We start from the raw sequence: 21,635 nt of genomic DNA on the forward strand, positions 1-21,635 counted from the left end.
ACCCCAGGCCATGACCCTCGCGTCGTCCCTCTCCGCCACCGCCGCCGCCCTCGAGATCCTGGTGGCCATGCTCTGCCTGGGCTTCGGCCGGGCGCCCGGCTGGGGTCACCTGCGCCTGTTCGGCCTGGTGGCCCTCACCGCGGCGGCCTACAGCCTGGCCAGCGTGCCGCAGACCCTGAGCGCCGCGCCCTCGGTGATCGTCCCGGCCAGCCGGCTCGCCATCTCGGCGGGCGCCCTGCACGCGCTGGCCTGGCTCCACTACAGCGCGGGTCACGGGGCGCCGCCGCGCCGCGGCGGCTGGCTTCACCGGCTCCTGGGCGTCGGCCTGGCCGGGGTGGCGCTGCTGGGCCCCTGGCCGGGAGCGCTGGCCCGCGCCACCGTCCACGCCCACGACGTCCCGGCGCTCGGGCTGCGCTACCACACCGCGGACGTCACGCCCCTGGGCGGGGCCGCCCTGCTGCTGGCGCTGCTGGCCATGGTGGTGCCGGCCGGGCGCTACCTGCGCGGCGCCCTGGCCGGCGTGCCCGGCTCCTGGCCCCACCTGGCGGGCTTCGCCGTGCTGCTGGGCACGGCGGTGGTGGAGGTGCTCACGGCGGGGCAGCTGCTGGCGGCGCCGTACCTGCTCGACGTCGGCTTCCTGGTGGCCACGCTGACCATCGGCGCCGAGCTGGTGGGGCGCGCCACCGGCGACGCGCAGCGGCTCACCGCGCTGTCGGCGCGGCTGGAGCGGACGGTGGAGGAGCGCACCGCGCAGCTGGCCCTGGCCCACCAGGCGCTGGCGCAGCAGGACCGGCTGGCGGCGCTGGGCCGGCTGGCCGGTGGCGTGGCCCACCAGATCAACAGCCCGCTCTCCGCCATCACCGCCAACTCCGGCTTCCTGCACGCCGAGCTGGGCGCGGCCCAGGCGCCCCCGGCCACCGCGGACCTGCGCGAGGCGGCCGTCGAGATCGGCCAGGCGGCCCAGCGCATCCGCGAGGTGGTGCTGGACCTGGCGCTCTTCTCGCGCGGGCCGGATCGGGTGGGGGCCACCAGCGTCGAGCTGCGCCCCGTCATCGACTCGGCGGTGCGGCTGCTGCGCCACGAGCTGGGGCAGGCCGAGGTGGTGGCCGTGGAGGACGGCGGGGCGGGGGCGGTGGAGGCCGACCCGGCGCGCCTGGTCCAGGTGCTGTTCAACCTGCTGACCAACGCGGCCCAGGCCCTGCCGGCCGGGGGCCGCACCCCGGGCGCGGTGGTGGTGCGGACCCGCCGGGACGGCGAGCGGGTGCTCCTCGAGGTGGAGGACCACGGCCCCGGCATCCCGCGGGAGCACCTGGGGCGGGTGCTGGAGCCGTACTTCACCACCAACCAGGCGGACGGGGCCAGCGGCCTCGGCCTCTCCGTCAGCCACGGCCTGGTGCGCGCCATGGGCGGGCAGTTCACCCTGGAGAGCGAGCCGGGGCGCGGCACCCGGGCGCGGATCTGGCTGCCGGCCGGCCAGGCGCTCAGCGCGCCACGTCGAAGCGATCCAGCCGGAGCGTGAAGGTGGCGCGCCCCTGGGTGAGCGAGCGCAGGTCGGTGGCGTAGCCGAAGAGCCGGCGCAGCGGGGCCTCGCCGGACACCAGCCGCACCGCGGCGCCGCGCTCCGCCACGTCGAGGATGGTGCCGCCCCGCCGGTCCAGGCTGGCGATGACGTCGCCCAGGTGCTCGGCCGGCGCCACCACCTCGACCCGCGCCACCGGCTCCAGCAGCACCGGGCCGGCCCGCTCGGCCGCCTGGCGCACCGCCGCCGCCGCCGCCACCTTGTAGGCGAACGGGCGGGAGGCGCCCTCGCGCCAGGACGCGCCGGTCACCTCCACCCGCACGTCCTGCAGCGGGTGGCCCTGCAGGACCCCGCTCTCCGCGCCCTCGCGCGCGCCGGCCAGCAGCAGCTCGAGCGCCTCGCCGCGCAGGAAGGGCAGGGCCGCCGCGGCCGGGGCCAGCTCCACCACCAGGCCCGCCCCGCGCCCGAGCGGCGTCAGCCGCACCGCCACCTGGCCGAAGACCGGGGCGCCGTCGAGGAGCCGCTCGAAGGTGGCCTCGCCCAGGCCGGCGGCCGACACCGTCTCGCGCAGCACCACCTGGGGCGCCCCGGTGCGCACCGCCAGGCCGAACTCGCGGCGCAGCCGCTCGGCCACCACCTCCAGGTGCAGCTCACCCATGCCCGAGACCAGGAGCTGGCCGGTCTCGCGGTCCTCGCCGAAGGTGATGGAGGGGTCCTCGTCGGCCAGCCGCGCCAGCGCCTCCAGCAGCGGGTCGCGGTCGGCCTGGGCGGCCGGCTCGATGGCCTGCGAGACCACCGGGGTGCAGGCCCCCAGCCGCTCCAGCAGCACCGGGTGGTCGCGGTGGCACAGGGTGTCGCCGGTGCGGGTCTCCTTGAGCCCCATGACCGCCACCAGCTGCCCGGCCGCGGCCTGGGCCAGGCGGGTCTTCTGGGCGGCGTGCATGAGGAGCAGGCGGGAGACCCGCTCGGCCCGGCCCAGGCTGGCGTTCCAGACCTCGTCCCCCTCGGCCAGCCGCCCGGCGTAGATCCGCAGGAAGACGAAGCGGCGCCGCTCGTCGAGCAGGGAGACCTTGAAGGCCAGCGCCAGCAGCGGCCCGGCCTCGTCGGCGGGGCGCGGCGGCACCGGCTGGCCGGCCGGGGTGTGCCCCTCCGGCGGGGCCACGTCGAGCGGCGAGGGCAGCCAGTCGCAGATGGCGTCGAGCAGCTGCGGCAGCCCCTGGTTGTGCAGCGCCGAGCCGCACAGCAGGGGCACGAACCGCCCCGCCACGGTGGCGCGCCGGATGGCCTGGCGCAGCCCCGCCTCGTCGAGGTCGCGGTCGGAGAGCAGCGCCTCGGCGGCCTGGTCGTCGTGGTCGGCCAGCAGCTCCAGCAGGGTCCGCCGGTCCGCCTCTCCCTGCGGCGACAGGCCGGGCGCGGCGGTGAAGGCGCGCGGGTCGTCGCGGTCGAGGAAGCGCACGGTGGTGCGCGCCACCAGGTCCTCGAAGCCGGCGAAGGCCGCCTCCGCGCCCAGGGGGCGCTGCACGGCCGCGAAGGCGTGGTCCGGGAAGCGGCGGCGCAGCGAGGCCAGGGTGGCCGGGAGGTCGGCGCCCACCCGGTCCATCTTGTTGGCGAAGGCCAGGCGCGGCACCCGCCAGCGGTCGGCCTGGCGCCACACCGCCTCCGACTGCGGCTCGACCCCGTGGGCCGCGTCGAAGACCGCCACCGCCCCGTCGAGCACCCGCAGGGACCGCTCCACCTCCACGGTGAAGTCCACGTGGCCGGGGGTGTCCACCAGGTGCAGGTCGTGGCCGCGCCAGGCCAGGCTGGTCACGGCGGCGGTGATGGTGATGCCCCGCTCGCGCTCCAGCTCCATCCAGTCCATGACGGCCTGGCCCTCGTGCACCTCGCCCATCTTGTGGGTCCGGCCGGCCACGAAGAGCAGCCGCTCGGTGACGGTGGTCTTGCCGGCGTCGATGTGGGCCATGATCCCGAGGTTGCGGATGGCCCGCATGCGCTTCGTCGCGGCCCTCGATGGCCCCGCCTCGTCCCCTCCCATGGCGCTCCTCCCGAGGCGCAGCATAGCCCCGAGCGGCGCCGAGCCGGCCACGGGAGCGGCGGGGCGGCCGGTCGCTCAGGGGGCGGGGGCCGGCCGGGGCGGGTCGCCGAGGTCGAGGCGCAGCACCGACTCCGGGTCCACCCACAGCCCGTCCACCTTGACGCCCCAGTGGAGGTGCGGCCCGGTGGAGCGGCCGGTGGAGCCCACCTGGCCGATGCGCTGGCCCCGCGCCACCCGCGCGCCGGGGCCCACCTCCACCGCCGCCTGGTGCAGGTAGGAGGAGTAGACCCCCGCGCCGTGCCACAGGACGGTGGTCCAGCCGGAGTGGTAGCAGCGGCGCGCCAGCACCACCACGCCGTCGGCGGCGGCCAGCACCGGGTCGCCGCGGGCGCCGTCGAGGTCCAGCCCGTAGTGCACGCTGGCGGCGGTGCCGTTGAAGACCCGCTGGTCGCCGTAGCGGCCGGTGACCTCGGCCACGCGCGGGCGCCCGAAGGCCGCCCCGAAGAGCGGCGGCTCGAAGGGCTGCCGGTAGGCCTCGGCCAGCGCGGCCGCGTCGGCGGCGATCTGGGCGGCGGCCGAGGCGGGCGGGGAGAGGAAGCGCGGCGCCACCGAGAGCCGGGTGGCGCGGAAGGCGGCCGCGTCGATCTCGAGCGCCACCGGCACCGGCGCGCCGCCGCTGGAGAGGGAGAGCGCGGCCGGCCCCGGGGCGGCCTCGGTGGGCAGCGGCGCCAGGGCCCGCCAGCGGCCCTCCCCGGCCGGGAAGAAGCGGAGCGGGCGGCCCAGCAGGGCGCCCTCCGGCGCGGCCTCGGCGCCGGCCACGGTGACCAGCACCGCGTCGCCCGGGCGGGCCCGGGGCGGGGAGACCTCGGCGGTGGCGGCCGGCAGCAGGGCGGCCAGGATCAGCGGGGCGAGCATGGGCCGGGATCCTGCCGCGGATCCGGCGGCGGGGGAACCCCGGCTGGCCGGGGGCCGCGCGGGAGGGCACGGCGCGCCGGCGCGGCGGGCGCTTCAGGGGGTGCGGCGACGCGAGGGGATCTCCTGGCGGCCCCTCAGGCCCCGCCCGGCCGGCGCAGCGGGCAGGCGGCGCAGACCGGGTGCTCCTCGTGACGCTCGGTGAAGGTCCGGAAGGCCCTGGAGGTCCAGAGCTCCCGCAGCGGCGAGGCGGCGGCGCTGCCGAAGTCGCCCAGCTCGCCCCGCCAGGCGGCCGGGTGGGGGCAGGGGGCCAGCCGCCCGTCGGGCAGCAGCCAGGCCTCGCGCCCCAGGAACGGGCAGGGGCCGAGCGGCGCCGGCGCGGCCGGGTCGAGCGCCAGCTCCCCGCAGCCGGCCAGCTCGAGCGGCCCGGCGGGGCGGCGCACCTCGGCGGCGGCGGCCCGGGCGGCGGCGGCGGCCCGGTTCCAGCGGGCCAGGCCGGCGGCGCTGCGGGTCAGCGCCCGCGCCAGCAGGTGCGGCGCCCGCGGCTGCAGCTGGTTCACCTTGACCCGGTCCACGCCCAGGGCGCCGGCCAGCCGCACCAGGTCGGGCAGCTCGTCCACGTTCCCGGCCTGGGCCGTCACCTGGAAGGAGAGCCGGCCCCGCACCCCGGTGCGCGCCGCCGCCTCGTCGCGGGCGGCCGCCACCTGGCGCACCCCCTCGATCGCCGCGGCGAAGTCGAGCCCCGCCATGATGGCCTCGGCGGTGGCGGCGGTGGCCCCGTTCCAGGAGACCTTGACGTCGCTGGCCAGCGGGTAGAGGCGCGCCCCCCAGGCGGCCGCGCCGCGCCCTGGCCAGGTCCCGCTGGTGGTGAGGTTGAGCCGCAGCCTGGTCGCCGCCAGCGCGTCGAGCAGGGCGTCGAACCCGGCCCACAGCAGGGGCTCGCCCATGGTGGAGGGGATGACCTCGCGGAGCGCCCCGCCCCGCAGCTGGGCCAGGGCCGAGAGCGCCAGGGCCGGGTCCATGCGGCGGGGCGGGCCGGCGCGGGGCCCCGCCGCGGCGCGCGCCTGGCCGCACTCGCACATGTCGCAGGCCAGCGTGCAGTCGTCCGGGTCGGTGACCAGGGTGAGGCGCCAGGGGCCGGCGGGGTGGGGGAGGCGCGTTGACAAGTGATCCGTTGTAACGGAAAAGTCTCCACCCATGAAGAGCACACGCGAGGGGACCGTCAAGAGAGGGCGCGGGCGGACGGCCGCGCCCGAGTCCAAGGCGGCCGGTGAGCCGCGCGAGGTGGCGGCGGCGGCGTCCGACCTGACGCCGGTGGTGGGCTCGAACCTGCGGCGGCTGCGCGGGCAGCGCGGCCTCTCGCTGGAGAAGCTGGCCCGCCTCTCCGGCGTGTCGCGCGCCATGCTGGGGCAGATCGAGCTGGGCCAGAGCGCCCCCACCATCAACGTGCTCTGGAAGATCGCCAGCGCCCTGGGCGTGCCCTTCTCCGGCCTCATCAGCGCCCGGCAGGAGGGGAGCGTGCACGTGCTGCGGGCCGGGCAGGCCAAGCTGCTCACCAGCCACGACGGCGCCTTCAGCTCGCGCGCCCTCTTCCCCTTCGACTCCCCGCGGCGGGTCGAGTTCTACCAGCTGACCCTGAGGCCGGGCGCCGCCGAGAAGGCCGACGCCCACAACCCCGGCACGGTGGAGAACCTGGTGGTGGCGCAGGGGTCGGTGGAGATCGAGGCCGACGGCCGGCGCGAGCAGCTCGACGCCGGCGACGCCATCGTCTTCGAGGCCGACGTGCCGCACGTCTACCGCAACCGGTCGGGCGGCGAGGCGGTGATGTTCCTGGTCATGACCTACGCCGACACGGTGGGGTAGGGCGTCCCGCCGCAGCCCCCGAAGGGCCCCCTTCGTCGCGGCTCCTCCGACACGGACCGTCCGCTGACGGCGCCGCGGTAAGCTCCCGGCTCCGGCCCGCAGGTGGGGGGCCGGCGAGAGGCCGCACGGTGTCCACTCCGACGGGCGTACTGCTGGTGCAGCGGGGCGTGGCCACCCAGGCCATGGTCGATCAGGCCTGGCGCGAGGGGAAGGCGCACGGGGAGCGGCTCTGCTCGCGCCTCCTGGCCATGGGGGTGGACCAGGGCCACCTGGCCGAGGTCCTGTCTGAGAAGCAGGGCGTGCCGGGCGTGGACCTCTCCCGCTGCGTCATCGACCTCTCGCTGCTCGACCTGGTGCCCCGGCTGGTGGCCGACCACGACCTGATCCTGCCGCTCTCCGACGAGGGCGGCCGGCTCCACCTGGCCATGTCCACGCCGCACGACGAGCGGGTGCTCTCGGAGGTCCGGTTCGTCACGGGGCGGGAGGTCTCGGCCTACGTCTGCGTGCAGTCGGCCGCCCGCCAGGCCATCACCCAGGCCTACGACGCCCGCGAGCGGGGCGAGGCGACCTGGCGCGGGCCGCTGGCCGACCCTGGGCCGCCGCCGGTGCTGGCCGCGGTGCTCCCGCCCGGCGCCGCCGCCGAGCCGCCCGAGGTGGAGGTGCTCATCGCGGAGGACGTGCTGCCCGAGCTGGCCGACGACGACCTGGTGGCCGTCGAGAGCGGTGCGCCCATCCTGCCCGGCGAGGACGAGCCCATGGGCCGCCCCGGCGCCGGCGAGGAGGTGGTGCTGGCGGTGCGGGCCGCTGGCCGCCGCACCGTGCTGGTGGTGGACGACGAGGCGGAGATCCGGCTGCTGGTGCAGAGGGCCCTGGAGAAGCACGGCTTCGCGGTGGAGGTGGCGGTCGACGGCGCCGAGGCGCTGGCCAAGTGCGAGGCGCTGGTGCCCGACCTGGTGCTGCTCGACGCCATGCTGCCCAAGGTGCACGGCTTCGAGGCCTGCCGCCGCATCAAGTCCTCACCGCGCACCCGCCACGTGCCGGTCATCATGATGACCGCCGTCTACCGCGGCTGGCGCTTCGCCCAGGACGCCCGCGAGGCCTACGGGGCGGAGGACTACATCGAGAAGCCCTTCCGCTTCGACGACGTGCTCAGGCGCATCGAGGCGGTGCTGGAGTCCACCGCCTCCCGCCCCACCACCGGCGCCGCCCTGGCCGCGCCGCACATCGCCCGCGGCAAGGAGCTCTTGCTGGCCAACCGGCTGCCCGAGGCGCAGGCGTCCTTCGAGGCCGCCATCGGGGCCGACCCCTGGTCGGCCGAGGCCCACGCCCAGCTGGCCCGCACCCTGCGGGCGCGCGGCGACGCCTTCGCCGCCATGACGGCCTTCGAGCGCGCCGCCGAGCTCCGGCCGGGCTACCTGCCGGCCCTGCGCGCGCTGGCCGGGCTGTACGAGGAGAAGGGCTTCCGCCGCAAGGCCGCCGAGACGCTGGAGCGGGCCCTGCTGGCCGCCGGCGACGAGCCGGTGCGCGAGGCCATCAAGCAGGACCTGCTGGCGCTGATCGGCTGAGGCCGGGGCGGGCGGAGTCCTCCCCGGCCCGACCACGTCCGCCCCTGGGCCCAGGCGCGCTGGCCGCGCCGAGGGCGTGGGCGCCATGCCCGTGATCCGGGCACCGGCTTGCCCGGGCGCTGCCCATGGATCGGGCCCGTTCGTGCGAAATGCGGCGTCCCAGCGCCTTCCGGTGGCGGCACGGCGGCTGCACTACCGGCCTGGCGAACGACACGCTCGACGCCCGGCAGGTCCGGGCGACCTTCACGACACCTCTTGGTCCCCAGGGAGAGAAGATGGCTGATCCGACCGTCGCAGAGCTGGCGAAGAACCTGGCGGACACCCAGACCGCGCTCAACATCGTCTACACGGTGCTGGCCGGCGCCCTGGTGATGTTCATGCAGGCCGGCTTCGCCCTGGTGGAGACCGGCCTGACGCGGGCCAAGAACGTGGCCCACACCATGGGCATGAACTTCTTCGTCTACGCCATCGGCATCCTGGGCTTCTACTTCGTCGGCTTCGGCCTGCAGATGGGCTCGTTCGGCCCCATGCCCACCTTCGGCGGCGACGCCACGCTCTCCTCGCCGATGTTCGCCGTCGAGCTCTTCGGTAAGCCGTTCGAGCTCTTCGGCACCAGCGGCTTCATGCTCCCGCCGGCCATGTTCACGCCGGCGGTGGCCACCATGTTCTTCTTCCAGATGGTGTTCATGGACACCACCTGCACCATCCCCACCGGCGCGGCGGCCGAGCGCTGGAAGATCACCAGCTTCATCATCTTCTCCTTCGTGATCTCCACCCTCATCTACCCGATCTACGGCGCCTGGGTCTGGGGCGGCGGCTGGCTGGCGGACCTCGGCGCCAACTTCGGCCTGGGCCACGGCCACGTCGACTTCGCCGGCTCCTCGGTGGTGCACATGACCGGCGGCGTGATGGCCTTCGTGCTGGCCAAGATGATCGGCCCGCGCATCGGCAAGTACACCTCCGACGGCCGGGTCAACCCCATCCCGGCCCACAACATCGCCCAGGTCATGACCGGCACCTTCATCCTGGCCTTCGGCTGGTTCGGCTTCAACGCCGGCTCCACGCTGTCGGGCATGGACACCCAGCTGGCCATCGCGGCCCTGAACACCATGCTGGCCTCCGCCGCTGGCGCCTTCGGCGCCTACGTCTTCGTCAAGATCAAGTTCGGCAAGCCCGACCCGACCTGGCTGGCCAACGGCATGCTGGCCGGCCTGGTGGCCATCACCGCTCCCTGCGCCTTCCTCGAGTCCTGGGCGGCCATCCTGGTGGGCGCCATCGCCGGCGTGCTGGTGGTGGTGGCGGCCATCTTCATCGACACCAGGCTCAAGGTCGACGATCCGGTCGGCGCGGTGGCGGTGCACGGCGTCAACGGCGCCTGGGGCATCGTGGCGCTGGGGCTCTTCGCCAACGGCAAGTACGGCGAGGGCTGGAACGGCGTGGCGGGCAAGGTGACCGGCCTCTTCTACGGCGACGCCGGGCAGCTCTACGCCAACCTGATCGGCATCGTGGCCAACGTCCTCTGGGTGGCCCCGGTGGCGGCGCTGACCTTCTGGGTCATCGGCAAGCTGGTCGGCAACCGGGCCTCGGCCGAGTCGGAGGTGGCCGGCCTCGACATCGACGAGATGGGCGTGCACGGCTACGTCTTCGACTCCGGCCCGACGCACGGGCTGGCGCCGCGGGGGGGTGAGCCCTCCAGGTCGCCGGCCGCGGTCGGCGCGCTGTCGCCGAGCCACGAGTAGCGGGTGCAGGGCTGGCCTCGCCCCCGCGGGGGGGCAGAGGCCTGGGAACGGGCAGCAGAGGGGTCTGCTGCGCGCGGGTGAGGCGTCCGGGGATCGAGTGATCCCCGGACGTCTCTTTTTTCAGCGCTCCGTGGCCACGGCCACGCCGCTCGCCAGCACCAGCGCCGCGCCGACCAGGCCGACCCCGTCGATGGTCTCGCCGAAGGCCGCCCAGCCGATGAGCGCGGCGGTGAGGGGCTCGAGGTAGGAGAGCGCCCCCACCACGGCCGACGGGATCAGGTTCACCCCGCGGAAGAAGAGGGTGGTGGCGAGCACGCCGCACACCAGCGAGCCCAGGCCCACCCGCAGCGCCCCCGGGCCCGCGTCCGGGATGGCCCCGCCGCCGAAGACCAGCAGCAGCACCCCGGCCGACACCAGCGCGTGCAAGGACACCACGGCCGGCGGCGAGAAGGACCGCCCGGCCCGCTGCGCCGCGAAGACGAAGGCGGCGTAGAAGACGGCGCTGGTGGCGCCCAGCCCGGCGGTCACCAGGGCCACCTCCTCGCCCGGGTGCCAGACCAGCAGCGCCAGCCCCAGCAGCGACACCGGGGTGGCCACCAGGGCGCGCCGCGAGCGGCGCTCGCCGGTGAGGAGCGGCGCCAGCAGGGTGACGAGGAGCGGCGCCAGGTAGTGGGTCAGCACCGCCACCGCCACCGGGCCGCGGTCGATGGCGGCGAAGTAGAAGCCCACGCTGCCGGCGTCGGCCACCCCGAGCAGCAGCAGCGCCACCACGGCGCCCCGGTCGCGGAAGGGGGCGCGCGACACCACCAGCGGCAGGGGCAGCGCCATCACCAGCAGCGCCAGCCAGGCGGCCTGCGCCGGCGGCAGGCCGGCCGGGCGCAGCACCAGCGACCAGCCGCCCCAGAGGACGGCCGCCAGGGCCGTCAGGCCCGCTCCGATGGCCCGGTCGCCGCGCATGGGGCGCGCACCATGGCACGGGCCGGCGCGGGCGCGAAGGGAGGGGACCCGGCCGGGCGGTCACCTCACAGGGCGCCCTCGCCCCGCTCCCCGGTGCGGAGCCTGACCACCTCGTCCACCGGCCCGGCGTGCAGCAGCCCGTCGTCGGCGCGGCCGGTGCGGAGCCAGCGGGTCAGGTCGTGCAGGAGGCGCGGCGCCAGCGGGGAGGGCACCACCAGCTCGATGCGCAGCAGCGGGGCCAGGTCGGGCGGGGTGGCCACGCCGCGGTACCGCCCGCCGGCCACCCCGGTGGCGCCCTTCACCTCGGTCACGGTGAGCCCGCCCACCCAGTCGAGGGAGAGGACGCGCTTCACGTCGTCCAGCCGGCCCGGGGGAACGATGGCCTCGAGCTTGGTCATGCGGACGCCTCCTCGGCGGGCAGCGCCAGGTGCGAGGCGCCTGGGAGGGGGCGCTTGCACGGAGGGTGCCGGGGGGGGGGGCGGCTTCGGCGGCGACCTCGACCTCGACCTCGACCCCGACCTCGACCTCGACCTCGACCTCGACCCCGACCCCGACCCCGACCCCGACCCCGACCCCGACCCCGACCCCGACCCCGACCTCGACCTCGACCCCGACCCCGACCTCGACCCCGACCCCGACCCCGACCCCGACCTCGACCCCGACCCCGACCCCGACCCCGACCCCGACCTCGACCCCGACCCCGACCCCGACCCCGACCTCGAAGTTGCGCTCTCCCTCTCCCCTCCGGGGAGAGGGCCGGGGTGAGGGGCTCCTCGACGACCTCGACGGTGTTCGAGCGGCTGGAGCGGGACGGGCTTGCATTGCAGCCTCCCCCTGCGGGTGAGGAGGCTGCAATGCACACACACTTCGACGCTCCGCTCCAGACGCTCTCTCACACTCCGGTGGCTGATCTCGCTGCTCCGGTGGCTGATCCCGCTGCTCCGGTGGCCAATCCAGCTGCTCCGGCGGCCGCCCCCGGTGCTCTCCCTGCTGCGGTTTCCGTTGCAGCACCAGTCCTCCCCTTCCAGCGGCTCGACGCGTACCGGGTGGCGAGGGAGCTGGCGCGGGCGGTCTGCACGGCGGGCATCGCGGACGCGGAGCTGCGCGACCAGGCCACGCGGGCGGCCAAGTCGGCGTTCCTGAACCTGTGCGAGGGGCTGCCCGACGATCGGCCGGGGGTGCGCCGGCGGTACTTCCGGCAGGCGGACGGCTCGGTGCACGAGGTGGCCGGGGCGCTGGACCTGGCGGCGGCCATCGGGGCGCTCGACGAGGAGGTGGCCCGGCAGGGCATCGCCCTGGCCGCCCGGGTGCGGGCGCTGCTGCGCGGGCTGCTGCGGCGAGGGAGGCCGGGGGAGCCGAGGCGACTGCCCTCGGCTCCCACGGTCCGCCCCCGGCCGGCTACCGGATGAGCCCGGTGAGCAGGGCCACCAGCCGGTGGGCCACCTGGTTCACCCGGGCCGCCGCGGCCGGGGAGGCGTCCCCGCAGGAGGCGGCGATCTCCACCGCCGCCGCGGCCTCGCCGGCCTCGGCGCGGGCGATGGCGAAGGAGCGGGCCTTGTCCGGGCGCGAGACCCGGCCCGCGCCCTCGGCCGTGTTGAGGCTCGCCGACTTGGCCGAGCGCAGCGCCTCGTCGCGCAGCTTGGGGTCACGCACCTGGGCCGCACGGACCGCCGCGAGCAGCTCCAGCGCCACGCCGTAGGCGATGAGCCGGTGGTGGGGGAGGGAGACCCCGCCCGCGCCGAGCGGAGAGGAGGAGGGACCCTGGTGACCCGAGGATGGAGAGGAGGAACTCCTGGGACCCGAGGCAGTGGAGGAGGAACCCCTGGGACCCGAGGCCAATGAAGAGGAACCCGCGGGACCCGAGGCCGGAGAAGAGGTGAACCCGCGGGGAACCGTTGCCGTGTGATCAGCGAAGAGCGAGTGGTGGTCGTTCATGTCGCGCTCCTTTCACCCCGAGAAGGAGCGCGACATGAACGACGGCACCCATGAGCCCGAGCCCACCCGGCGCGTCTCAGGAGTACGCCGCACGCGCAGTGACGGGCGCAGCCCGGCGCGAGCGTGCCAGTGCGAGCAGCAGCGACGAGTGGGCGCCCTGACCCCTGGCGGCCCCCTCACCCCGGCCCTCTCCCCCAGCAAGCTGGGGGAGAGGGTGAGCAACCAGCTCGACCCCGACCCCGACCCCTACCCCGACCCCGACCCCGACCCCGACCGCGACCCCGACCCGACCCCGACCCCGACCCCGACCCCGACCTCGACCCCGACCCCGACCCCGACCCCGACCCCGACCCCGACCCCGACCGCGCCGATATCGCGCGCCGCCCCGCCTGTCCCCTCCCGCCAACCGGGGGTACCATCTCCCCGATGACCGAGTACGAGCCCTTCGTCTCCCTCGGGCTGGCCGCCGCCGCCGGGCTCCTCATCGGCCTGGAGCGCGAGCGCTCGGCGCCGGAGCAGCCCACCGATCCCTTCCTGGGCGGCGCCCGCACCCACCCGCTCTTCGCCCTGGTGGGCGGGGTCGCCACCCTGGCGGCCCGCGAGCTCGGGCCGCTCTTCGCCCTCATGGCGCTCGGCGCGCTGGTGGCCTTCCTGGTGGTGAACTACCAGGGGGACGTGTCGCGCGACCGCGGCCGCGGCATCACCTCCGAGGCCGCCTTCCTGCTCTCCTTCCTGCTGGGCGTGCTGGCCTGCACCCGCGGGGTGATCGAGCCCACCAGCCGGCGCATCTTCGTGGTGGCCGGCGTGGCGGTGGTGGCCACCTTCTTGCTCTCCGCGCGCCCCACCACCCGCAGGCTGGCCCAGGCCATGAGCCGCGAGGACGTGGCCTCCACCCTGAAGTTCCTGGTGGTGGCGGTGGTGGTGCTGCCGCTCCTGCCCGACCGGACCTTCGGGCCGCTCGACGTGCTCAACCCCTTCGACGTGGGCCGGCTCATGGTGCTCATCTCGGCCCTCTCCTTCGTTGGGTACGCCGGCATCCGGCTGCTCGGGCCGCAGCGCGGCCTGGGGCTGACCGGCGTGGTGGGCGGCCTGGTCTCCTCCACCGCGGTGACCCTCTCCATGTCCGGCCGGGCGCGCGAGCGGCCGGAGCTGGCCGACTCGGCGGCCCTGGCGGTGGTGCTGGCCTCCACCATCATGTTCGTGCGGGTCTTCGCCATCGTGGCGGTGGTCAACCCGGCGCTGCAGGCCGACCTGGCCTTCCCGGTGGCGGCGGCCGCGGCGGCGGGGCTGGTGGCCAGCCTGCTGCTCTGGCTCCGCTCGCGGCGGTCGGGCACGGAGGGGGCCGCGGTGACCTTCACCAACCCCTTCGAGCTGGGGCGGGCGCTGCAGTTCGCCCTGCTCTTCGCGGTGGTGCTGCTGGGCAGCAAGGCGGCGGCGCTCTACCTGGGCACGGCCGGCACCTACGCCGCCGGCCTGCTGGCCGGCACCACCGACGTGGACGCCATCACCCTCTCGATGGCCCGGCTGGGCGGCGTCGAGGTGACCCACCAGGTGGCCGCCACCACCATCTTCCTGGGGGCCGCCTCCAACACGCTGGCCAAGGGCGTGATGGCGGCGGTGCTGGGCGGCTGGCCGTTCGGTCGGCGCGTGCTGGTGGCGCTCCTCGCCATGCTGGCGGCCGGCGCCGGCGGCGTGGCCCTGGCCTGGGCGTTATGACCGGGCCATGAAGCAAGACATCGAGGTCCTCGAGGCCAACCAGGCGTTCTACCGCGCGTTCACGGCGCGCGACGTGGAGGCCATGGCGGCCCTGTGGGCCCGCCAGGCGCCGGTGGCCTGCGTGCACCCCGGCTGGGACGTGCTCGACGGGCGCGAGGAGGTGCTGGGGAGCTTCCGCGCCATCCTCGAGTCGGGCGGCGCGCCCGAGGTGCGCTGCACGCTGGCCCAGGCCCACCTGCTCGGCGAGGTGGCCTTCGTCACCTGCCACGAGCTGGTGCAGGGCGCGCGCCTGGTGGCCACCAACCTCTTCGTGCGGGAGGAGGGGGCCTGGCGACTGTGCCACCACCAGGCCTCGCAGCTGGCGCCAGGGCAGGCGCGGGCCCGGCCGCCAGAGCCCGAGCTGCGCAGCTGAACAGTCCACCCGAAGTCCCGGCCGGTGCTACCATCCTGGCCGGCTCGTGGAGGGGGCCCACACATGATCTGGTGGCTCTGGGTGCTGGCCGGGATCGCGCTCCTGGCGTTCGAGGTGGCCACGCCGGGCGGCTTCTTCGCCCTGTTCTTCGGGGTGGGGGCGCTGCTGGTGGCGCCGCTGGCGGCCTTCGGCTTCTCCGAGACCGTGCAGTGGTTCGCCTTCTCGGTCCTCTCGCTGGTCGGCCTGGTGACCCTGCGCGGGCCGATGCTGCGGCGCCTCAACCGCCAGCCGGAGCGCGCCGCCGAGCTGGTGGGCGAGCAGGCGGTGCTGCTCGCCGACCTGCCGGCCGGCGGCGAGGGGAAGGCCGAGCTGCGCGGCACCCCGTGGACCGCCCGCGCCACCTCCGGCATCCCGCTCAAGGCCGGGCAGCGCTGCCTGGTGGAGCGCGTGGACGGCCTCACCCTCTGGCTGCGCGCCGAGTAGCGGCGCGCCTCGACCCACACCCGGGCCGCCGCACGGGCCCCAAGGAAGGACCCTCATGGAATCCGTCAGCGCCGCCCTCGTCATCTCCATCGTGGTGGCCATCTTCGCCATCTTCGTGGTCGTCAAGACCGCCGTGGTCGTCCCGCAGCAGAGCGCCTTCGTGGTGGAGCGGCTCGGCAAGTTCCAGGCGGTGCTCGACGCCGGCTTCCACATCCTGCTGCCCTTCATCGACGTCATCCGCTACCGCCACACCTTGAAGGAGCAGGCGCTCGACATCCCCGAGCAGATCTGCATCACCAGCGACAACGTGCAGGTGGCGGTGGACGGCCTGATCTACCTGAAGGTGCTCGACCCGCAGCGGGCCAGCTACGGCATCTCCGACTACTACTACGCCATCAGCCAGCTGGCGCAGACCGCGCTGCGCAGCGAGGTCGGCAAGATCTCGCTCGACCGCACCTTCGAGGAGCGCGGCTACATCAACTCCCAGGTGGTGACCGAGCTCGACAAGGCCTCGGCCGCCTGGGGCGTCAAGGTGCTGCGCTACGAGATCAAGAACATCACCCCGCCGCAGGACGTGCTGGCCGCCATGGAGAAGCAGATGCGGGCCGAGCGGGAGAAGCGGGCCGTCATCCTCGGCTCCGAGGGCGAGCGCGACGCCGCCGTCAACAGCGCCGAGGGGCAGAAGCAGCAGGTCATCAAGGCCTCCGAGGCCAAGCGGCAGCAGCAGATCAACGAGGCCGACGGCCAGGCCCACGCCATCCAGGCCATCGCCACCGCCACCGCCGAGGGCATCCGCAAGGTGGCCGAGGCCATCAACTCCGAGGGCGGCGTGGAGGCGGTGCAGCTCCGCGTGGCCGAGAAGTACGTCGAGCAGTTCGGCCACATCGCCAGGACCACCAACACGGTGGTCCTGCCGGCCAGCCTCTCCGACGTGGGCTCGATGATCGCCCTGGCCATGAACGTGCTCAAGACCGGCAAGCCCCAGGAGCCGCTGCGCACCACCGCCGCGCCCCGGCCCGGCGCGCCGCCGTCCATGCCGCCGCGCCAGCCGTAGGGCGCGGCCCCTGGCCCGCCGGCGGGGCGGGGGTCAAAGGGAACGGGGGCCCGGCCGCTGGCCGAGCCCCCGTCGATCGTCCCGGGGCGTCCCGGGGGGCGGCTACCGGTGGAACTCGGGGTAGGCGACGTTGCCGTGCTCGCCCATGTCGAGCCCCTCGATCTCCTCCTCGGCGGTGACGCGGATGCCGCCGGTGATGGCCTTGGTGATGTACCAGAAGACCATCGCCGCCACGAAGGTGCCGGCGCCCACCACCGCCGCGCCGATCAGCTGCGGGGTGAGCTGCGCCATCCCGCCGCCGAAGAAGAGGCCGGGCTTGGCGACCGAGGCGCAGGGGGCCACGGTCGGGTCGGCGAAGAGGCCGACCGCGATGGTGCCGAAGACGCCGTTGGCGAGGTGCACGGCGGTGGCGCCGACCGGGTCGTCGATCTTGATCTTGTCGAAGAAGATGACGGCCGCGACCACCAGCAGGCCGGCGATCAGGCCGATGACCAGCGCGCTGCCCACGCTGACGAAGGCGCACGGGGCGGTGATGGCCACCAGGCCGGCCAGGCAGCCGTTCAGGGTGATGCCGAGGTCGGGCTTCTTCAGGAAGACCCAGGCGGCGATCATCGAGGAGATGGTGCCGGCGGCGGCCGCCACGTTGGTGGTGGTGGCCACGTGGGCGATGGAGGCGCCGTCGGCCGCCATGGTCGAGCCCGGGTTGAAGCCGAACCAGCCGAACCAGAGCACGAACACGCCGATGGCGGCCGAGGTCATGTTGTGGCCGGGGATGACGTTGATCTTGCCGTCGGCGCCGTACTTCCCGATGCGGGGGCCGAGCACGATGATGCCGGCCAGGGCCGACCAGCCGCCGATGGAGTGGACCACCGTGGAGCCGGCGAAGTCGAGGAAGCCCATGCCGGCCAGCCAGCCGCCGCCCCAGATCATGTGGCCGCCGATCGGGTAGATGATGCCGACCAGGAAGAGCGTGAAGATCAGGAAGGAGGAGAACTTGATGCGCTCGGCCACGGCGCCGGAGACGATGGTGGCGGCGGTGCCGGCGAAGACCAGCTGGAAGAAGAACTTGGCCCACAGGGGCACGCCGGTCCAGCTGAGCGACTTGTAGACGCCCTGGTAGGCGTCGCCCATGGCCGGGCTGTTGTCGGCGCCGCTGGCGAAGAAGAGGCCGCTGGTGCCGACGATGGGGTTGCCGTCGCCGAACATCAGGCCGTAGCCCACCGCCAGGAAGACCAGCGACGAGACCGCGAACACCACGAAGTTCTTGAAGAGGATGTTGACGGTGTTCTTGGCCCGGCAGAAGCCGGACTCGACCAGGGCGAAGCCCAGGTTCATGAAGAAGACCAGGAAGGCGGTCAGCATCACCCAGATGGTGTCCATGGCCACCTTCTGGCTGGCGATGGAGTCGGCCATGGCCTGCGTGAAGACCGGGGCGGCCTCGGCGGCGGGCTGGGCGAGGGCCTTGCCGGCGAACAGCAGGGCGACGGAGGCCACGGTGGCAAGGGCGCGGGTGGCGCGTGGGGACAGGTGTCTCATCGGGCGGCGTCTCCTCGTGGAAGGTCCAGGGTGCGGAGCGCGCCGTGCGGTACGCGCGCCCTGGCCCTGCCCGACTGCAAGGGGCACGCCCGGAGGGGAAACGCTGGTTTCGTGGGGATTCGCCCACCGCCGCGGGGTGCTGCTCGAAAGGGCGGCAGGTGGTGCGCGCGGTGAGGGCGGCCCCGCCGGCGGCTACGAGGCCCTGCCAGCCCGCGCCACCGAGGGGCGCGGCACGCTGCCGGTCGAGGAGTGCCGGACAGGCAGCTGCAGCCTGGCCACCGGGGCGGCCAGGCGCCGCTCCCGCAGCGAGCGGGACAGGACCTCGGCCCGCAGCAGCTCCAGGTGCGCCTCCACGCCGGCCCCGCAGCGGCCCAGCGCGGCCTCCGCGGCCGGCTCGAACCAGGCGGCCAGCTCCACCGCCTCGTCGAGCGCCTCGGGGCAGCACTCGGCCAGGGCGAACTCGTTCCAGGCGTTCAGGCGAGCCACCTCGGCGCCCGGGCGGCCGGCGGCGCGCAGCCGGACCATCAGCGAGGAGATGGCGTCGTGGTCGGGGCGGGCGGTGGGGCGCCGCAGCGGGCCGCGGGCGTGCAGCCGCCAGCGCACGCCCAGGGTCAGGAGGTCCACCAGGTGCTCTGCCGAGGTGCGGGCGGCCCCCGGGGCGCCGGCCTCGAGGTGGGCGCGGAAGAACTCGACCAGCGGGGTGAGCCCGCGGGCGCGCTTGACGACCTCGTCCACGAAGGTGGTGGCGCGGCGGGCCGGCGAGGTGGGATCGGTCGGGTCGATGGTCAGCATGGCGTGGTCGCTCCTGGGGAGACTATTAGCAGGGCGCGTGCCACTCCCAGATGGCCGAAATCATTCGGCCTTTCTGGCGGGCGTCAACCCCCTGACGCCCGGCGCCACCCTCGGCCAGCGCGCAGGCGCGCTATCGGGGTGAGCGGCGTGGCGTGGGGGCGGAGAGGGACAGCCGCGCAGACCCTGCGCCGCTCCGCCCGGGGGGTAGGCGGCACCCGCTCAGCGCCCGGTTGGAGGGGCCGCCACCGTTCCGGAGGCCGGGCGCTTGGCCCGCCGGGTGACGAGCTTCTCGACCACCATCACCGGCAGGATCACGGAGGCCACCAGCGCCGCCCGGCCCAGGTCGGCCAGCGCCAGCGGCGCGGTGCCGAAGACGCGGTGCATGAAGGGCGCGTACACGAAGAGGGCCTGCAGGCCGAGGATGGCGGCCACGCCCAGGAGCACCGCCGGGTTGTCGCGGATGCTGCTGGCGAAGAGCGAGCGGGTCAGCGAGCGGCTCTCCATCAGGTAGAGCACCTGGAAGAAGATGACCGAGGTGACCGCCAGGGTCTGCGCCTCGGCCAGCGCCAGGGCCGGGGACTCCCCGGCGGCCAGCGCGTGGTGCCACTCCCACAGGAAGAGCCCCACCGAGCCGGCGGTCATGAGGACCGCCGCCACCACGGTGCGCCGCAGCACCAGCGTGGAGAGGATGGGCTCGCGCGGCGGGCGCGGCGGCCGGCGCATCACGTCGCGCTCCTTGGCCTCGAAGGCCAGCGGCAGCGCCAGCGCCACCGCCGCCACCAGGTTGATCCAGAGCAGCTGGGTCGGGCGCACCGGCAGGAGCAGGGTCTGGGTGGCCGCGTCGAAGGGGAAGGCGAAGACGGCGCACACGAAGATGAGCGCCAGGCCCAGGTTGGTGGGCAGGACGAAGGCCAGCGACTTGACCAGGTTGTCGTAGACCCGCCGCCCCTCCTCCACCGCCGCCACGATGGTGGCGAAGTTGTCGTCGGTGAGCACCATGTCGGCCGCCTCCTTGGAGACCGAGGTGCCGGTGATGCCCATGGCCACGCCGATGTCGGACTGCTTGAGCGCCGGGGCGTCGTTGACGCCGTCGCCGGTCATGGCGACCACCTGGCCGCTGCGCTGGAGCGCCCGCACCAGGCGGAGCTTGTGCTCGGGCGAGACCCGGGCGAACACGTGGGTGGTGGTGGCCACCGCCTTCAGGTCCTCGTCGGAGGTGGCCGAGAGCTCGGCGCCGGTGAGGGCCTCCTCTCCCCCTCGGCCAGCAGGCCGAGCTGCCGCCCGATGGCCTGGGCGGTGCCGCGGTGGTCGCCGGTGATCATCTTGACGCGGATGCCGGCGGCGCGGCAGGCGGCCACCGCCTCCACCGCCTCCTGGCGCGGCGGGTCGATCATGCCCACCAGCCCCAGCAGCTCGAGCCCGCCCGCCACGTCGGCGGGGCCGAGCTCGTGGCCCGGCCCGTCCCAGGCGCGGGCCGCCACCGCCAGCACCCGCATGCCGCGGGCCGCCAGCCCCTCCACCTCGGCCAGCACCGCCTCCGGCGCCAGGGCCCCGCCGCCGGCGCGGGCGGCGCAGCGGGCCAGCACCACCTCCGGCGCCCCCTTCACCACCAGGCGGCGCCGGCCGTCCGGCCAGCGGTGCAGCGTGGCCATGTACTGGTGCTCCGACTCGAAGGGGATGGCGTCGAGGCGGGGCGCGCCGGCCCGCAGCGGCGCGGTCTCCAGCCCGGCCTTGCGCGCCGCCACCACCAGGGCGGCCTCGGTGGGGTCGCCGGCCACCGCGAAGCCCCCGCCGTCCGGCTCCACGGTGGCGTCGTTGCAGACCGCGCCGGCGGCCAGCAGGTCGCGCGCCTCGGGCCCCGGGGCCACCGGCTGCCCGCCGGAGAGGAAGCGCCCCGCCGGCGCCCAGCCGTGCCCCTCCACGGTGAGCGTGCCGGCCGGGGTCCAGAGGACCTGCACCGTCATCTCGTTGCGGGTCAGGGTGCCGGTCTTGTCCGAGCAGATGACCGAGGTGGCCCCCAGCGTCTCCACCGCCGGCAGCTTGCGGATGATGGCCCGCCGCGCCGCCATGCGCTGCACGCCGATGGCCAGCGCGATGGTGACGATGGCCGGCAGCCCCTCCGGGATGGCGCCCACCGCCAGCGAGATGGAGAAGACCAGCATCTCCCGCAGCGCGTCGCCCAGCGCCACGCCCTGGCCCACCGAGCGCCAGGTGCCCACCGCCAGCATCACCACGGTGAGCGCCAGGATGGACCAGGTGATGGCCTTGCCCACCTGGGCCAGCGCCCGGGTCAGCGGCGTCTCCAGCGACTCGGCCTGCGTCAGCAGCCCGGAGATCCGGCCCAGCTCGGTGGCCTGGCCGGTGCCCACCACCAGCCCGGTGGCGGTGCCGGACGAGACCAGCGTGCCGGCGAAGGCCAGGCAGCGCCGGTCGCCGAGCTGGGTGGCCTCCGGCAGGGCCAGGGTGTCCTTGTCGGCAGGCACCGACTCGCCGGTGAGCGCCGCCTCCTCCACCCGCAGGCCCTTGACCGCCAGCAGGCGCAGGTCGGCCGGCACCTTGTCGCCGGAGGCCAGCACCACCAGGTCGCCGGGCACCAGCTCGGCCACCGGCAGGCCGCGCCGGGCCCCATCGCGCACCACCGTGGCGTTCTCCGGCACCATCCCGGCCAGCGCCTCGATGGCCCGGCTGGCGCGGTACTCCTGGAAGAAGCCGATCAGGGTGTTGAGGACCACCACCGCGCCCACCACCGCGGCGTCGGTCACCTCGCCGAGCAGCGCCGCCACCACCGCGGCGCCCACCAGCACCAGGATGAGCGGGCTGTCGACCTGCCGCCACAGGATGCGCCAGCCGCCGTCACCGCCGGAGCGGACCAGGAGGTTGGGGCCGTGGGTGGCGAGGCGGCGCGCGGCCTCATCGCTGGAGAGGCCGATCGAGGCGCTGCCGGTGCGGGCCAGGGCGTCGTCGGCGGAGAGGGCGTGCCAGCTTGGCTGGGCGCCCGCCGGCGGCGGGTTGGTCATGGTGCACTGGAGGTTAACCCCGCCGGCGCCGGGCGCCAGACATGCGGCCAATGGCCGCCCTCGGGGGAATGACCCGAGAGGGACTCGACGGCGCAGCGGT

At 75.3% G+C, this 21,635-nt stretch carries 19 protein-coding genes and 2 pseudogenes; 12 read left to right on the plus strand and 9 right to left on the minus strand.

The window, feature by feature from the left end; translation table 11 throughout:
- The first annotated feature begins 10 nt into the window (after positions 1-10).
- Entirely contained in the window at positions 11-1,519 is a 1,509-nt protein-coding gene (locus IPO09_05145; protein MBK9516739.1) for a hypothetical protein, read from the plus strand.
- Here IPO09_05145 and fusA read toward each other — a convergent pair.
- From fusA to IPO09_05160, 3 genes are all read right to left on the minus strand, one after another.
- The gene (gene fusA, locus IPO09_05150) at positions 1,482-3,554 is read right to left on the minus strand and encodes an elongation factor G (GenBank protein MBK9516740.1); all 2,073 of its coding nucleotides are present in this window, start codon (positions 3,552-3,554) and stop codon (positions 1,482-1,484) included. The genes IPO09_05145 and fusA overlap by 38 nt on opposite strands.
- Before the next feature lie 75 nt (positions 3,555-3,629).
- Complete coding sequence (locus tag IPO09_05155) at positions 3,630-4,469, minus strand: M23 family metallopeptidase (GenBank protein MBK9516741.1); 840 nt, start codon at positions 4,467-4,469, stop codon at positions 3,630-3,632.
- 134 nt (positions 4,470-4,603) lie between these two features.
- Complete coding sequence (locus IPO09_05160) at positions 4,604-5,665, minus strand: SPASM domain-containing protein (protein ID MBK9516742.1); 1,062 nt, start codon at positions 5,663-5,665, stop codon at positions 4,604-4,606.
- Between IPO09_05160 and IPO09_05165 the strand changes: the two genes are divergently transcribed.
- From IPO09_05165 to IPO09_05175, 3 genes are all read left to right on the plus strand, one after another.
- Positions 5,664-6,329: a helix-turn-helix domain-containing protein gene (locus IPO09_05165; protein ID MBK9516743.1), complete on the plus strand. Its 666-nt coding sequence runs from the start codon at positions 5,664-5,666 to the stop codon at positions 6,327-6,329. The two genes, IPO09_05160 and IPO09_05165, sit on opposite strands and share 2 nt — an antisense overlap.
- A 128-nt stretch (positions 6,330-6,457) precedes the next feature.
- Complete coding sequence (locus tag IPO09_05170) at positions 6,458-7,894, plus strand: response regulator (GenBank protein ID MBK9516744.1); 1,437 nt, start codon at positions 6,458-6,460, stop codon at positions 7,892-7,894.
- Positions 7,895-8,169: 275 nt separating this feature from the next.
- Positions 8,170-9,633, plus strand: coding sequence for an ammonium transporter (locus tag IPO09_05175; protein ID MBK9516745.1), 1,464 nt, complete (start codon positions 8,170-8,172; stop codon positions 9,631-9,633).
- A gap of 120 nt (positions 9,634-9,753) precedes the next feature.
- On the opposite strand, the gene IPO09_05180 is transcribed toward IPO09_05175, so the two are convergent.
- Together IPO09_05180 and IPO09_05185 are read right to left on the minus strand one after the other, a co-directional pair.
- On the minus strand, positions 9,754-10,590 hold the full coding sequence (locus IPO09_05180) for an EamA family transporter (protein MBK9516746.1): 837 nt from the start codon (positions 10,588-10,590) through the stop codon (positions 9,754-9,756).
- Between the two features lie 65 nt (positions 10,591-10,655).
- Complete coding sequence (locus IPO09_05185) at positions 10,656-10,988, minus strand: P-II family nitrogen regulator (protein MBK9516747.1); 333 nt, start codon at positions 10,986-10,988, stop codon at positions 10,656-10,658.
- On the opposite strand from IPO09_05185, the gene IPO09_05190 reads away from it, so the two are divergent.
- On the plus strand, positions 10,987-11,355 hold the full coding sequence (locus IPO09_05190; protein ID MBK9516748.1) for a hypothetical protein: 369 nt from the start codon (positions 10,987-10,989) through the stop codon (positions 11,353-11,355). The genes IPO09_05185 and IPO09_05190 overlap by 2 nt on opposite strands.
- Before the next feature lie 89 nt (positions 11,356-11,444).
- On the plus strand, positions 11,445-11,999 hold the full coding sequence (locus tag IPO09_05195; protein ID MBK9516749.1) for a four helix bundle protein: 555 nt from the start codon (positions 11,445-11,447) through the stop codon (positions 11,997-11,999).
- Here the strand turns inward: IPO09_05195 and IPO09_05200 are convergent.
- Positions 11,989-12,525 (minus strand): four helix bundle protein, encoded by a 537-nt coding sequence (locus tag IPO09_05200; GenBank protein ID MBK9516750.1) that lies wholly within the window; start codon positions 12,523-12,525, stop codon positions 11,989-11,991. The genes IPO09_05195 and IPO09_05200 overlap by 11 nt on opposite strands.
- Between IPO09_05200 and IPO09_05205 the strand changes: the two genes are divergently transcribed.
- The 6 genes and pseudogenes from IPO09_05205 (at position 12,524) to IPO09_05230 (ending at position 16,190) form a co-directional block, all read left to right on the plus strand.
- On the plus strand, positions 12,524-12,955 hold the full coding sequence (locus IPO09_05205; protein ID MBK9516751.1) for a hypothetical protein: 432 nt from the start codon (positions 12,524-12,526) through the stop codon (positions 12,953-12,955). The genes IPO09_05200 and IPO09_05205 overlap by 2 nt on opposite strands.
- Positions 12,952-13,347, plus strand: a pseudogene (locus IPO09_05210) (MgtC/SapB family protein). Before IPO09_05205 ends, IPO09_05210 begins: the two are co-directional and overlap by 4 nt.
- A 45-nt stretch (positions 13,348-13,392) precedes the next feature.
- Entirely contained in the window at positions 13,393-14,241 is an 849-nt protein-coding gene (locus IPO09_05215; GenBank protein MBK9516752.1) for a DUF4010 domain-containing protein, read from the plus strand.
- Between the two features lie 7 nt (positions 14,242-14,248).
- A complete protein-coding gene (locus tag IPO09_05220) occupies positions 14,249-14,653 on the plus strand; it encodes a nuclear transport factor 2 family protein (GenBank protein ID MBK9516753.1) in 405 nt (134 codons plus the stop codon).
- A 63-nt stretch (positions 14,654-14,716) separates the two neighbouring features.
- Complete coding sequence (locus tag IPO09_05225) at positions 14,717-15,136, plus strand: NfeD family protein (GenBank protein MBK9516754.1); 420 nt, start codon at positions 14,717-14,719, stop codon at positions 15,134-15,136.
- A 55-nt stretch (positions 15,137-15,191) separates the two neighbouring features.
- Positions 15,192-16,190 carry a paraslipin gene (locus tag IPO09_05230; protein MBK9516755.1) on the plus strand — a complete coding sequence of 333 codons (999 nt, stop codon included), beginning with the start codon at positions 15,192-15,194 and terminating at the stop codon, positions 16,188-16,190.
- Positions 16,191-16,292: 102 nt separating this feature from the next.
- Here the strand turns inward: IPO09_05230 and amt are convergent, their stop codons facing one another.
- From amt to IPO09_05245, 3 genes and pseudogenes are all read right to left on the minus strand, one after another.
- Positions 16,293-17,726, minus strand: coding sequence for an ammonium transporter (amt, locus tag IPO09_05235; protein ID MBK9516756.1), 1,434 nt, complete (start codon positions 17,724-17,726; stop codon positions 16,293-16,295).
- Positions 17,727-17,918: 192 nt separating this feature from the next.
- A complete protein-coding gene (locus tag IPO09_05240; protein MBK9516757.1) occupies positions 17,919-18,518 on the minus strand; it encodes a hypothetical protein in 600 nt (199 codons plus the stop codon).
- Positions 18,519-18,737: 219 nt separating this feature from the next.
- Positions 18,738-21,535, minus strand: a pseudogene (locus IPO09_05245) (HAD-IC family P-type ATPase).
- Between the last annotated feature and the right edge of the window lie 100 nt (positions 21,536-21,635).

Origin of the sequence: Anaeromyxobacter sp. (assembly GCA_016718565.1) — a bacterium.
Classification (GTDB): domain Bacteria; phylum Myxococcota; class Myxococcia; order Myxococcales; family Anaeromyxobacteraceae; genus JADKCZ01.

What these genes read in the sequence shown, in the direction of transcription:
- IPO09_05240 (MBK9516757.1), bottom strand. Translation starts at nt 18,518, where the DNA reads ATGCTGACCATCGACCCGACCGATCCCACCTCGCCGGCCCGCCGCGCC.
- IPO09_05225 (MBK9516754.1), top strand. Translation starts at nt 14,717, where the DNA reads ATGATCTGGTGGCTCTGGGTGCTGGCCGGGATCGCGCTCCTGGCGTTC.
- IPO09_05195 (MBK9516749.1), top strand. Translation starts at nt 11,445, where the DNA reads ATGCACACACACTTCGACGCTCCGCTCCAGACGCTCTCTCACACTCCG.
- IPO09_05145 (MBK9516739.1), top strand. Translation starts at nt 11, where the DNA reads ATGACCCTCGCGTCGTCCCTCTCCGCCACCGCCGCCGCCCTCGAGATC.
- IPO09_05160 (MBK9516742.1), bottom strand. Translation starts at nt 5,665, where the DNA reads ATGGGTGGAGACTTTTCCGTTACAACGGATCACTTGTCAACGCGCCTC.
- IPO09_05155 (MBK9516741.1), bottom strand. Translation starts at nt 4,469, where the DNA reads ATGCTCGCCCCGCTGATCCTGGCCGCCCTGCTGCCGGCCGCCACCGCC.
- IPO09_05220 (MBK9516753.1), top strand. Translation starts at nt 14,249, where the DNA reads ATGAAGCAAGACATCGAGGTCCTCGAGGCCAACCAGGCGTTCTACCGC.
- IPO09_05205 (MBK9516751.1), top strand. Translation starts at nt 12,524, where the DNA reads ATGTCGCGCTCCTTTCACCCCGAGAAGGAGCGCGACATGAACGACGGC.
- IPO09_05190 (MBK9516748.1), top strand. Translation starts at nt 10,987, where the DNA reads ATGCGGACGCCTCCTCGGCGGGCAGCGCCAGGTGCGAGGCGCCTGGGA.
- IPO09_05230 (MBK9516755.1), top strand. Translation starts at nt 15,192, where the DNA reads ATGGAATCCGTCAGCGCCGCCCTCGTCATCTCCATCGTGGTGGCCATC.
- IPO09_05175 (MBK9516745.1), top strand. Translation starts at nt 8,170, where the DNA reads ATGGCTGATCCGACCGTCGCAGAGCTGGCGAAGAACCTGGCGGACACC.
- IPO09_05180 (MBK9516746.1), bottom strand. Translation starts at nt 10,590, where the DNA reads ATGCGCGGCGACCGGGCCATCGGAGCGGGCCTGACGGCCCTGGCGGCC.
- IPO09_05200 (MBK9516750.1), bottom strand. Translation starts at nt 12,525, where the DNA reads ATGAACGACCACCACTCGCTCTTCGCTGATCACACGGCAACGGTTCCC.
- fusA (MBK9516740.1), bottom strand. Translation starts at nt 3,554, where the DNA reads ATGGGAGGGGACGAGGCGGGGCCATCGAGGGCCGCGACGAAGCGCATG.
- IPO09_05165 (MBK9516743.1), top strand. Translation starts at nt 5,664, where the DNA reads ATGAAGAGCACACGCGAGGGGACCGTCAAGAGAGGGCGCGGGCGGACG.
- IPO09_05185 (MBK9516747.1), bottom strand. Translation starts at nt 10,988, where the DNA reads ATGACCAAGCTCGAGGCCATCGTTCCCCCGGGCCGGCTGGACGACGTG.
- amt (MBK9516756.1), bottom strand. Translation starts at nt 17,726, where the DNA reads ATGAGACACCTGTCCCCACGCGCCACCCGCGCCCTTGCCACCGTGGCC.
- IPO09_05215 (MBK9516752.1), top strand. Translation starts at nt 13,393, where the DNA reads ATGAGCCGCGAGGACGTGGCCTCCACCCTGAAGTTCCTGGTGGTGGCG.